The 11,452-nt window shown below is 61.5% G+C and carries 10 protein-coding genes and 1 pseudogene; 1 reads left to right on the forward strand and 10 read right to left on the reverse strand.

The annotated features are described in order from the left end of the window. Both ATC00_RS00265 and ATC00_RS00270 read right to left on the reverse strand, forming a co-directional pair. Nucleotides 1-303: pseudogene (locus ATC00_RS00265) on the reverse strand (5,10-methylene tetrahydromethanopterin reductase); the annotation flags it as partial. Between the two features lie 322 nt (nucleotides 304-625). Then, nucleotides 626-2,002 carry an FAD/NAD(P)-binding protein gene (locus tag ATC00_RS00270; RefSeq protein ID WP_064251595.1) on the reverse strand — a complete coding sequence of 459 codons (1,377 nt, stop codon included), beginning with the start codon at nucleotides 2,000-2,002 and terminating at the stop codon, nucleotides 626-628. A gap of 208 nt (nucleotides 2,003-2,210) precedes the next feature. Between ATC00_RS00270 and ATC00_RS00275 the strand changes: the two genes are divergently transcribed. After that, nucleotides 2,211-2,612 (forward strand): hypothetical protein, encoded by a 402-nt coding sequence (locus ATC00_RS00275; RefSeq protein WP_064251587.1) that lies wholly within the window; start codon nucleotides 2,211-2,213, stop codon nucleotides 2,610-2,612. A 19-nt stretch (nucleotides 2,613-2,631) separates the two neighbouring features. Here the strand turns inward: ATC00_RS00275 and ATC00_RS00280 are convergent, their stop codons facing one another. The 8 genes from ATC00_RS00280 to msuE form a co-directional block, all read right to left on the reverse strand. Continuing rightward, complete coding sequence (locus tag ATC00_RS00280; protein WP_064251588.1) at nucleotides 2,632-3,879, reverse strand: SfnB family sulfur acquisition oxidoreductase; 1,248 nt, start codon at nucleotides 3,877-3,879, stop codon at nucleotides 2,632-2,634. Between the two features lie 29 nt (nucleotides 3,880-3,908). Next, a complete protein-coding gene (locus tag ATC00_RS00285; RefSeq protein ID WP_064251589.1) occupies nucleotides 3,909-4,685 on the reverse strand; it encodes an ABC transporter ATP-binding protein in 777 nt (258 codons plus the stop codon). An 81-nt stretch (nucleotides 4,686-4,766) separates the two neighbouring features. Further along, nucleotides 4,767-6,101 (reverse strand): ABC transporter substrate-binding protein, encoded by a 1,335-nt coding sequence (locus tag ATC00_RS00290; RefSeq protein WP_064251590.1) that lies wholly within the window; start codon nucleotides 6,099-6,101, stop codon nucleotides 4,767-4,769. A 98-nt stretch (nucleotides 6,102-6,199) separates the two neighbouring features. Beyond that, nucleotides 6,200-7,240: a branched-chain amino acid ABC transporter permease gene (locus tag ATC00_RS00295; protein WP_037382537.1), complete on the reverse strand. Its 1,041-nt coding sequence runs from the start codon at nucleotides 7,238-7,240 to the stop codon at nucleotides 6,200-6,202. A 2-nt stretch (nucleotides 7,241-7,242) separates the two neighbouring features. Further along, on the reverse strand, nucleotides 7,243-8,139 hold the full coding sequence (locus tag ATC00_RS00300) for a branched-chain amino acid ABC transporter permease (protein ID WP_064251591.1): 897 nt from the start codon (nucleotides 8,137-8,139) through the stop codon (nucleotides 7,243-7,245). After that, entirely contained in the window at nucleotides 8,139-9,050 is a 912-nt protein-coding gene (locus ATC00_RS00305) for an ABC transporter ATP-binding protein (RefSeq protein WP_064251592.1), read from the reverse strand. The genes ATC00_RS00300 and ATC00_RS00305 overlap by 1 nt, the downstream gene beginning before the upstream one ends. A 149-nt stretch (nucleotides 9,051-9,199) precedes the next feature. Beyond that, complete coding sequence (sfnG, locus tag ATC00_RS00310; RefSeq protein ID WP_064251593.1) at nucleotides 9,200-10,303, reverse strand: dimethylsulfone monooxygenase SfnG; 1,104 nt, start codon at nucleotides 10,301-10,303, stop codon at nucleotides 9,200-9,202. A gap of 20 nt (nucleotides 10,304-10,323) precedes the next feature. Next, entirely contained in the window at nucleotides 10,324-10,911 is a 588-nt protein-coding gene (gene msuE, locus ATC00_RS00315; RefSeq protein ID WP_064251594.1) for an FMN reductase, read from the reverse strand. Nucleotides 10,912-11,452 lie beyond the last annotated feature (541 nt).

Raw genomic sequence — 11,452 nt, forward strand, 5'->3', positions numbered from 1 at the left:
AATGCCGAGATGCTCGGTCGCAAGCGCGATCGGCGCCGCCAATTGCAGCGGGTCGTTGACCGGAATCTGCGCCGCCTGATGTATGGCGTGATAATTGTTCCCTTTGTAGACATCGTAATAGCCGATCACGTCGGCGATGAAGATGCCGTCGAAGACGCCGCGCTCAAGCGTGCGCGCCAGGTCCTGCCAATAGTCCAGGTCTTTGTATTTGAAAGACCTGTCCCGCGGATGCGCCCACAGTCCCGGCGACTGATGGCCAACGCAGTTCATGTCGAAGGCGTTGAAGCGAATGGTCTTGCTCATTGGAGGCTCCGTCCGGTACGGCCGAGATTGGTTCGCTTCAAGCATCGCAGGTCATCTGCAGCAATACAGTTATTCCATAATTTTAATGTATTTACGGATGGAAGTTTTTTCTTCTATTCGCCCTCGTGCGAGCAAAACCAATCACCGGGGCCGATCCCGCATGGAACGAGCCAGTGGCGCGCCCCACACCACGATCGCGAATTCGATGCGCCGCCGCGCAGACGGCATGACCGAAGCTGATCGCCGATCGACGCCGCTAGAAGACGCCCGGACGGCGCGCTTGCCTAGTGCGGCATGCCGCCTTGCTCCGGGCACCGCAGACTTAGTCTTGAACGTCGTGCGGCAGCCTCGAAATGATAGCGCTTACGACGTTTGTCGCCTGCACGCGAATATCGGGAGCCGCAGTAATTTCCCAGAACTGACCGGCTGTCAGAGCACCGACTGCGTAGAGCCCCGGCTGCGGCCTTCCTTCGCAATCAATCACACAGGAGTCCTTGTCGACCGAGAGGCCGAGCCCGAGCTCATCGGCAGCGATCAATCCTTGTCGTTGCATTCCTTTAAGCAGCGGAGAATGGGCGACACCGGCGCGCTCCATGCCGGTGCAGTTAACGATCCAATCTGCGTTGAATGACCTTGAGCGGTGGCTCTGCCGCTGTCTGTAGCTCACTAGCGCGCCACGATGTCCTTCCTCGATCGCCTCGAGGAAACCGGCATGGACCGTGACAATGCCGTCGCGTCTCAACGTCTCGAACCGCAGGAATATCTCCGGAGCGATGCGATGACGATGGATGTTCCACCACGCAAGCCCATGGCGCAGCAATCGGGCACGTTGATCGCTCGAAAGCTGCTGCCACAATCCTTGCGTCATCGGCCTGAGACCGTCCATCAGGCCCCGCCAGTCCGCGCCGTTGCGAACCTGCCTGCGAAATCCCTGAAGCAAGGCACTGATTTCCCGCGAGCCCGCAAGTTCCGGTTCGATCGGCTTCGCGAGGTGGCTCGCCTGCGCATGTGGATGCGGCAGCAGCCCACGTCGCGACAAGACACGGATCGGTCCGCGGTGACCGTGTACCCGCAATGCAAGCACCTGATCGACCATCGTCAATCCGGAGCCGAGAATGCAGATGGTGTCGCTGCGGCCGACCCTCGAAAGCCAGCTCAGCCGCCATGGATTGCGCACGATGCGCTTTTGCGCGCCTATCGCGATATGATCCTGTTTTAGCGGCAGATCGGCGTTTCCGACGCCAAGGCAGAGCACTACGTTGCGCGCGCTAAGCTCCGTCCCATTGTCCAGTTTGAAGACAAGGCCAGCCTCGCTGGAATGACTGCAATTCTGCGCCTTCGCCTTGATGAAATCGAACGTCACGCGGCGGTCGTGATCTCGAAGCAGCGACGCAAGCCGATCGCGCAGATAAAGACCATAGTCGCCCCTCGATGCGAAGCCCTCCGACGAAACCTTTCGCGCATGCTGCTCGAGCCAGCGGACGAAATCTTCCGGCTCTTCTGGAAAGACGCTCATGCGTCCCGCAGGGACATTCAACCGATGGATATAGAACTCCGTTCGATAGGCGGTTCCCCTGCCGAACCCCGGATCGTCTCCAACCACGGCCATTGAAGCAGAAGGTGGCAGCGAGCGAAGAAGATGGATGGTTACTGCGATCGCAGAAAATCCTGCACCGACAACCGCGACATCGTAGAGCAAGGGCGCCTCCTCATCGGCAGTGACCCGCTTTGCCTGCTGCGGCGGCGGCCGGCCTGCTGCAATCCCGGAGAATAGTATCACGCCAAATGCTGCTTCATCTCTATAAAAAAGATCGATTTTGAGTTAAGCTGCAACTGCACCGATTACGCCGTATTACGCACCACCGTAGACGCGCACAGCGGACCTTTGATCGATGATTGGGATCCAAATGAACGACGATCGCTCGGCTTTTCGGCACGGCACCGCAGGTCGATATGTTCTTGTGTTGCTGTTCACGGCTGTGAGTGCTGCGGGCCCTTTCCTGATCGGCGATCAGGCCGGATTGATAGCCATGAAAACGGCTTCCGTCCCCTTGCTGTTTCTCGCCAGTCGCGGTCTCGATGCGATCTTCACGACCGATGCATACCGCAAACCTTGGAGCGCGGCTTTTTTCGAACGGCATTTTCTGGATTCCGTCGCTTTCGCATGCTGGCTCACAGTCGTCACGTGGAGCCCAAGCCTCAGTGCGACAGGCCAGATCCGTTCGTTTCTCCTCACCGTCACCATCATGACGGCGATCAAGGCTCTGCTGAGCGGATTTACGAGCGAAAGCGACGATCGCCACGGGTGAGAACACGCGCGACCGAAGCTCAGCTCCAGGCGTGGAGCGGCGGGTTCTCGCCGTTCAAGAAATACTTGCCCAGAATGGCATATTTCCAGCGCACCGGATCGTGCAGTGTGTGAGTGCGCGCATTGCGCCAATGGCGGTCCAAATTGTGTTCGGCGAGCGTCGAGCGCGTCCCGGCCAATTCGAAAAGCTTGTTGGTGGCAGCGATGGCGATCTCCGTCGAGAGGATCTTGGCCTCCGCCGTCACAATCTGGGCTTCCGCCACGGTCTCCGCGTTTGGATTGAGCACCGCCCGGTCAATCGCATATCCCGCCTTTTCGAGCAGCGCCTGCGCCGCATGGAGGCGCAGCGTCAGGTCTCCCACCGCCTGGATGGTGTAGGGATCGTCCCAGGCGTTGTCGAGACCACTGTCGACCCATGCACGGCTTTTTGTGCGGACGAAGGCGACTGTCTCGTCGATCGCGGCCTGGGCAATGCCGGTATCCACGGCCACCTGAATGATCTGGAAGATCGCTCCGTCCGCCGTCGGCTTGTCATAACCTTTGTAACCTGGCACCAGGTGCGTCTTCGGCACCTTGACATTGTCGAGTATGACCGTACCGGAGAGCGTCGTGCGCTGTCCGAAGGACGACCAGTCGTCCACAACCGTCAGCCCCGGCGCATCGCGTTCGGCAATCGCGTACCAGGCGCGGCCCTGGTCGTCGATGGCGACGATCGGCACCAGGTGAGCGAGCAGCGCACCGGATGAATAGAACTTCCGTCCATTGACGATGACATGATCGCCGACATCAACGAACTTCGTCTCGAAATCGACTGCCCGTTTCGAGCCGAATTCCGAAAAGGCGTTGCCGAAGCGGGTGCCGCGCAGCACTTCGGCAAAGAGCAGCTTCTGCTGTTTCTCGTCGGAGACGGTGCGGATCGCAGCAACGACGCCGAGATGGTTCTGGGCGATCTGGCCGATCGAGGAGTCGGCGGCGGAAATGATCTCGATCACCTTGGCGAGCGTCGCATAGGAGACTTCGGGACCGCCGAACTTTTTCGGCACATTGATCGACCACAGCCCACTCTGCGAAAAGGCATCGAGTTCCCGGACAGGCCAGATACGGTCGCGGTCGCGGGCGGCTGAACCGGGGGCGAATTCAGCGGCGAGCTTCTTCGCCACCTCGATCGCCTCGGCATCGCTCTTGATGACATGCGCCGGCTCGCTTGGCCGGGGCACCGCCGGAACGCCACGGGCGGCGTCGCGTGTACTGATGTTGGAAATAGTCATTCGGGTTTCTCCCTGTCGATGGGTTGTTGTCAGTAGGCGGCGAGAACGGCGGCGCTCGGCTTTTGCCCTAGATAGAGGGCCTTAATGTCGTCGCGGGACTTGAGGTCACGGGCATAACCGGACAACACGCTGATGCCGTTTTCGAGGATGACGGCCTTGTCGGCATAGGTGAGCGCCACGGCAGAGTTCTGCTCGGCGACCAGGATGGAGAGGCCCTCTTCCCGGTTGAGTCGACGCAGGGTGCGGAAGATGTCCTGGACGGCGAGCGGAGCGAGTCCCATGGAAGGCTCGTCCAGGACGAGGAGACGCGGCCGCGACATCAGCGCCCGGCCGATCGCCGTCATCTGCTGCTCGCCGCCGGAGGTAAGGCCCGCTGCCAAGCGGCGCTTTTCCTTGAGGCGCGGGAACCAGGTATAGATCCTCTCGAGGTCGGCTGCGATTTCACCCCGTTTTGCGCTGCGTCCGATGCCACCGGAGACGAGGTTCTCCTCCACTGTGAGGCTGCGGAAGCAATGGCGGCCTTCGAGTACCTGCACCAGCCCGGCCCTGACGAGTGCGTCGGGCGAGACCGCGGCGACATCGAGTTCTCCGAACCTGATGCGTCCAGCGACGATCTGGCCGCGCTCCGCCGGCAGCAGGTTGGATACGGCTTTCAGCGCCGTCGTCTTGCCGGCACCGTTGGCGCCAAGGAGTGCGACGATTTCGCCGCGCTTCAATGTTAAGCTGACGCCGTCCAGCGCCCTGATTGCGTGATTGTAGGTTGCCTTGACGTCTTCAACCGTGAGCAGGATATCCGCTTCAGTCATGTCACTCTCCTTCTCGTTGGAGTTCGGGCCGGACATGGTGTCGGCATGGATCCCCCTCGCCGCATGTCCGGCCCGCCCCCATCAGTTGGTCGCGGCCTCCGCATCTTCGGCCGTGCGCAACTTGATGCCCTTTTCCTCGGCATAGGCCTCGGACGACTTCTCGATGATCGGACGCAGCAGCGCCCAGTCCGGCGCGATCCAGTCGGAAACGACGTTCCACTTCTTGCCGTCCCATTGCTGGAAGGTGACGTAGCCGTTGCCCTCGTGATTGTCCCAGGTGACGTTGATCGAGTGGAACAGGTTCTTCGCGCCGAGCGCCTCGACCCGGGCCGGATCGAGCTCAAGGTGCTCGAAGCCCCAGCGGACCTCGTCTCCGGTCAGCGTCCGATTACCGAACTTCTCCTGGGCGATGCGGACCGCCTCGACGTTCAGGATGCCGTTGACGATGCCGAGATTGTGGTAGACCGAACCGATGCGGTTCTTGTCTTCGAGGTTGCCCAGGCCCTTGTCGTAGACGGCCGAGACGATCTCCTTGACCACCGGATACTCGGTACCCGAGGCCTGAATGGTGATTGCCGTGTAGCCCTTGGCGGCCTCACCGGCGGGGATGACGTCCTCCTCCGAGTTCGACCAGACATTGCCGATGATATGGTCGACCGGGAAGCCGGTCTTGGCGGCGGTCTTCAGCGCCACCGGGTTCATCACGCCCCAGCCGCGCAGCACGACATAGTCGGGTTTGGCGCGGCGGATCGTCAGCCATTGTGACTGCTGCTCATTGCCCGGATGCGGCACCTCGATCTGCTGCAGTTCGAAACCAAATTTCTCGGCGAGCAGTTCATAGATCGGGATCGTCTCCTTGCCGTAGGGCGAGCCGTGATAGAGCACGACGATCTTCTTGCCCTTGAGGCTTTCGGGGCCGCCTTCCTTTGAGGCGATGTAGTTTACGATGCCGGAGGTCTCGCTGTATGGATTAAGCAGCAGCGGGAAGACGTAGGGGAAGACGCGGCCGTCGGTGGAATCGGTGCGGCCGTGATTGATGGTGATCAGCGGCACCTTGTCCGCGGTGATCCGGTCGATCATCGCATAGGCGATGCCGACGGAGAGCGGATTCCAGGCGGCGACGTTCGGATTGCTCTTCAGCCGCTCATAGGCTTCGACACCGCGCTCGACCTCGTATTGCGTCTCGGCTTCCGACCAGGTGAGCTTGACGCCGTTGACGCCGCCGTCGCGGGTGTTGATCAGGTTGAGATAATCGATGAAGCCACCGAAGAAACCGGTGCCACCGGCCGCATAGGGACCGACGCGGTAGCTCTGCAGCGGAAAATACTGCTCGTCGGCGTGGGCTGCGGGGAGAGCGTTCGTAAGCGCGACGCCCGCGGCCAGCGCCGCAATCTTGAATTTGCTGAGGATGGTCATTTCTGGACAAACTCCGGGTGTTGGCCGGCGCGATCGCCGTACCTGATTGATGGAAAGTGGATTTCTTGATTTTGGGAGCGCATCCGCTCCGGTCTTCGTCAGCGCCGTCCGAAAACGGAGCCGAAGCGTCTCATGTTCCTGTCCCAGAGGGCGACGAGTCCGTCCGGTTCAAGAACGAGGAAGAGGATGATCAGGCCGCCGAGCACGATGCGCTGGCTCATGTCGAGGACGCCGGAATCGAAGATGTCGCCGAGAAAGAAGGCTCCAAGCCGCGACAGAACAAGCGGGAAGACGACGATCAGCGCGGCTCCAAAAAAGGCGCCGCGGATCGAGGCGAGGCCGCCAATGATGATGATGAACAGCACCTGGAAGGAGCGGTCGAGATTGAACCCCGCCGGCTCCACGGTTCGAAGATAGGCGAAGGCCCAGAGCACGCCGGCAACGCCGATGATGAAGGACGAAATCGCGAAGGCGAGCAGCTTCGTCCTCAGCACCGGCACGCCGATGATGCGGGCGGCCGTCTCGTTGTCGCGCACCGCAATGAAGTTGCGCCCGGTCTGCGAAGCGACGAGCCGCAGCGCCACGAAGGTCAGCACCGTCACGATGGTCAGCGCGAAGAGATAGCGGTCGGCGGCGCTTTCGAAGGTAATACCGGCGATCGCCAGCGGCGGAGCGTCGATGACGCCGGAGGCCGAATTGTTGGAAAACCAGCCGAATTTCGTCAGAGCCCACTGCACGAAGAACTGTGCGGCAAGCGTTGAGACCGCCAGATAGAAGCCCTTCAGCCTGAGACTCGGCAGGCCGAAGACAATGCCGATCGCAGCGGCCGAAAAGCCGGCAAGCACGATGCTTAAGACAAGCGGCAGGCCTTCGACGCGCAGGTTGAAGTTGTAGGCGGCGAAGGCGCCGACCGCCATGAAGGCGGCGCTGCCGAGCGAGACCTGGCCGGCATAGCCGGTCAAGAGGTTCAAGCCAACGCCGGCGAGGCTCAGCGCCAGGAACGGCAGCAAAATGGCCTCGAAGAGATAGCTGGTGCCGACAAACGGCACGAAGAGGTAGGCAACGGCAAGGAGCGCCACCGGTGCCAGCCAGCGCGGAAGCGTCGCAGACGCGGGAAGGACGGTTGCGATGGAGGCCATGGTCAGACCCTTTCCACGAGCTTCTGGCCGAACAGGCCGGAGGGACGAATGAGCAGGAAGGCAAGTGCCGCGACATAGGCGAACCAGCTTTCGATGCCGCCGCCGAAATAGTCGCCGAGATAGACCTCGGCGAGCTTCTCGCTCGCGCCGATCAGCAGGCCGCCGACAATGGCACCCAGGATTGAATCGAAGCCACCGAGGACGAGGACCGGCAGAGCCTTGAGAACGACAAGCGACAGCGAGAATTGCACGCCGAGCCGTGCGCCCCAAAGGAGGCCTGCCACCAACGCCACCAGGCCGGCGGTCGCCCACACGGTCGCCCAGATCCACGGCAGGCGCAGACCGACGGCGAGCGCTGCGAACTGGTCGTCCGCGACAGCCCGGAAGGCGAGCCCGACGCGGGTGTAGCGGAAGAAGACCGACAACAGCGCCACCATTCCTGCCGCTACAGCCGCGGCAAAGATGTCGAACTGGCTGATGAAGACGCCGCCGACATCGAAGGGGAGGTCCTCGATGCCGAGCTCGAGCGCATGCACCTGCGTTCCCCAGACAAGCTGGGCGGCCCCTTCCATGACATAGGAGAGACCGAGCGTTGCCATGAACAGGGTGATCGGCGGCTTGTTGGTGAGCGGCCGCAAGACGGTGCGCTCGATGGCGATGCCAATGACGACCATCAGCGCGAAGGTGACGGCGAGCGCCAGCGCGAAGGGCACGCCGCGTTCGACGAGGCTGACGAAGGTCAGAGCCGCGAAGAGCAGCAGCGCCCCTTGCGCGAAGTTCAAGACACCAGAGGTCTTGTAGATCAGCACGAAGCCGATCGCGACCAGCGAGTACATTACGCCCGAGAGCAGCCCGCCGACGAGCACCTCGGTGAAGAAAAGCCAATCGAAGTCCGACATCAGATCCCCGCTCCGTCTTCGTTCTCGGGCACAACGCCCAGATAGGCGTCGATGACGCGCTGGTCGGCCCTCACCTCTTCCGGAGTGCCGTCGGCGATCTTGCGGCCATAGTCGAGCACCGCGATCCGGTCGGAAAGCTCCATGACGACGCCGATGTCGTGCTCGATGAGGATGACGGTGGTGCCGTAGGCGTCGCGCGTAGCCCGCACGAAGCCGGCCATTTCCTGCTTTTCCGTGGCGGTCATGCCCGCCATCGGCTCGTCGAGAAGCAGAATCTCCGGCTCTGCCACCAGCGCACGGGCGAGTTCAACCCGCTTCTGCAGCCCATAGGGCAGTGTACCGGCAAGCCGGCCGGCGACGTGTTCGAGATCAAGGAAGGCAAGGATGCGCCGGGCCCGGTCGCGCGCGTCCGCCTCCTCGCGGCGCGCGGCGCCGACACGCGCGATCTGGCCGAGGAACGTCGAGCGGACCGTGTGCGCTCGCCCGGCCACCACGTTGTCGAGGACGCTCAAGCCCTTGAAGAGGGCGAGGTTCTGGAACGTCCGTGCGACGCCGAGGCGCGCCAGCCTGTCGGTCGGCACCGCACGATAGCGGTGGCCGCCGATCAGCACATGGCCGCGATCCGGCCGGTAGACGCCGCTGATGACATTGATAAGCGAGCTCTTGCCGGCGCCATTCGGACCGATGATGGCGCGGATTTCGCCGCGCCGCACGGCGAGATCGACATTGTCCAGAGCTGTGACGCCGCCGAAAGAAAGTCTCACGCCTTCAAGGCCAAGCAGCACGTCGCCGGAAATCGCCGCATGCGGCTGAGGCGTCGGCCTGGCGGCAAGGTCGAGGAGGTGCTCCTGGACCTCTGACGGGAAGGCGGACGTGCCCAGCCCCCCAAGGGCAAATGTCATCGCGTGCATATTTTCCCTCTCAGACGGCTTCCAGGGGCCACGGCAACCCGTTGCCAGCGGCGCACAGCTCCGCCGGCGATCCCAGAAACCCCGGTCATTCTTAGTGGTACGACCGGCATTCCGGTCCGCCTTCTTATGTTCAGGTGCTCTTCTGCGGATTACTCCGCAGCAACCGGCTGCAGCGCTTCTGCCGCTTCCAGTTCGCGCACCAGCGGAATGACGTGCTTGCCGAAATATTCGACTTCTTCCTGGAAATGCAGGAAGCCGAGCAGGATGAGGTCGGCACCGGCGCGCTTCAGATCGAGGATCCGCTCAGCCACCTGCCGGGGCGTGCCAATCAGGTTGGAGCGGAAGCCGTCATTGTATTGGACCAGATCCTCGAAGGAGGATTTCGCCCAGTTGCCCTCGCCTTCCGGCGAAGCCTTGCCGGCATTCTTGACCTCATGGCCAAAGGCGTTGACTGCCTCCGGATTGGCCTTCTCGACGATCTCCGCAAGGATGGCCTTCGCCTCTTCCTCCGTCTCGCGGACGATTGCGAAGGCGTTGACGCCGACCCGAACCGAGTGGTCGCTTTCCTTGGCCTTCTGGCGGATGTCACTCACCTGCTTGGCGATTTGATCCGGCGTGTTGCCATTGGTGAAGTACCAGTCAGAAACGCGTGCCGCCATGTCGCGCGCGGCGCGCGACGAGCCGCCCTGAAAGATCTCCGGCTGCGGATCGATAGGCTTCGGCTTCAGCGAATAATTGTTGAAGCGGTAGAAATCGCCGCGGAAGGTGAAATTGTCCTCGGTCCAGATGCCGCGCAGCGCCCGGATGAACTCTTCCGAACGGCGATAGCGTTCGTCGTGGTCCAGCCAGTGCTCGCCGATAGCGGCGAACTCACCGCGGAACCAGCCGCTGACGACGTTGACGGCGACGCGCCCGTTGGTGAGGTGGTTGATCGTGGCGATCTGCTTGGCAGCCAGTGCCGGATTCCACGGTCCCGGCAGGATCGCCGCGATCACCTTCAGCGTCTTGGTCGCTTCCAGCAGCGCATGGCTGAAGGAAACCGATTCATGCTGGAACTCGGCACCGTAGCCGGCGGTGAAGCGAATCTGGCTCAAAGCGTATTCGAAACCGTTCTCTTCGGCGATCTGCGCCAGTTTTCGGTTGTAGTCGATCGACCAGCTTGTCCGCTGTTCGATATTGGAAATGACCAGCCCGCCCGAAACGTTCGGTACCCAATAGGCGAATTTCACCGGCTCTCTATTTGCATGCGACATTTGTCTTCCTCTCCAGGGTTTCATGCTTTGGTGGTAACCAGTGCCGGTCCATGTTCACCGGCAGACAACGTGGTTCGCTGCGGACTCACGGGTAGCAAGCGCGCGAGGTCAGCGATGGCGCGATCGACGCGCTCGAGCACCGCCGGATTGGTGAGCCGGTTATCGACAAAATCAGTCTCGACCGCGTAGATGGAGGTCGGTAGCGACAGCGCGTTGAAGAAACCGAAGAGCGGACGGAGCTGATGCTCAATCATCAGGGCATGCAGCGGACTGCCACCGGTCGCGGCGAGGAGCACCGGCCGTCCGGCCAAGGCGCGGTAGTCCACCAGGTCGAATAGATGCTTCAGAGCGCCGGTATAGGAGGCGCGGTAGACGGGCGAGCCTACGACAAGAACGTCGGCGGTTTCGACCGCATCAATGATTTCGCGTCCTTCGCTCTCGAGCTGATCGGCCCTCAACGCCCGAAACAAGACCGGCGCGGCATCGGCGAGGTTGATGACGCGCTTCACGCCACCGAAGCGACTCTCAACCGCTGACGCCATGACATCGACGAGCGATGCTGTCCGCGAGGGTCGCTTTACATTGCCGGAAAGTCCGAGGATCTTCATTTGCGTCGCGGTTCCATGTTGCTGACTTACTCTACCAATTTAATGTACTACCGTAAGAAAAATTCTCCCAATTTTGTCGACGCGGAAAATTCAAAAATTCTGATCGGAGGGCGCCGGCGCGATTTCACGCCTAATTTAGGCCGCCCTTAACGTCGTGGATCGATGCGAACAAAACTGGAGTGCTATCAGGCGGGTCGAGTTATGGTTTGGTCGAGCTGGCCTTCAGCGCGCCGTCTCATAATGCCCTTCGCATTTGAGCCCAGCAAAAAAGCTCACTCGTGCACGTCTCCCGTGCCGCTGCACGCGTCGGAGAATGTCGTGCTCCATAGGCCCCGTCCTCGAGGGAAAATTATTCCCGAGTAGCACACAAAATCTATTCAATATATGTATATTGCTCCCCTCGCCTGTCGCATCATGCAGAACGAAGGCCGCAGGCAAGCAGCTCGCCCGTCGGTCAGTGGCCGCAAACAGGATCCCGATGGAGGAATGCATGTCCAATCCCATTTTCAGTCAGACCTATCGCCGCCGCAGCGTACTGAAA

The sequence above is a fragment of the Sinorhizobium americanum genome (genome assembly GCF_001651855.1).
Classification (GTDB): Bacteria; Pseudomonadota; Alphaproteobacteria; order Rhizobiales; family Rhizobiaceae; genus Sinorhizobium; species Sinorhizobium americanum.

Coding starts and splice junctions, on each gene's coding strand:
- ATC00_RS00290 (WP_064251590.1), bottom strand. CDS start 6,101: ATGACCATCCTCAGCAAATTCAAGATTGCGGCGCTGGCCGCGGGCGTC.
- ATC00_RS00300 (WP_064251591.1), bottom strand. CDS start 8,139: ATGTCGGACTTCGATTGGCTTTTCTTCACCGAGGTGCTCGTCGGCGGG.
- msuE (WP_064251594.1), bottom strand. CDS start 10,911: ATGAAGATCCTCGGACTTTCCGGCAATGTAAAGCGACCCTCGCGGACA.
- ATC00_RS00280 (WP_064251588.1), bottom strand. CDS start 3,879: ATGACTATTTCCAACATCAGTACACGCGACGCCGCCCGTGGCGTTCCG.
- ATC00_RS00305 (WP_064251592.1), bottom strand. CDS start 9,050: ATGCACGCGATGACATTTGCCCTTGGGGGGCTGGGCACGTCCGCCTTC.
- sfnG (WP_064251593.1), bottom strand. CDS start 10,303: ATGTCGCATGCAAATAGAGAGCCGGTGAAATTCGCCTATTGGGTACCG.
- ATC00_RS00285 (WP_064251589.1), bottom strand. CDS start 4,685: ATGACTGAAGCGGATATCCTGCTCACGGTTGAAGACGTCAAGGCAACC.
- ATC00_RS00295 (WP_037382537.1), bottom strand. CDS start 7,240: ATGGCCTCCATCGCAACCGTCCTTCCCGCGTCTGCGACGCTTCCGCGC.
- ATC00_RS00275 (WP_064251587.1), top strand. CDS start 2,211: ATGAACGACGATCGCTCGGCTTTTCGGCACGGCACCGCAGGTCGATAT.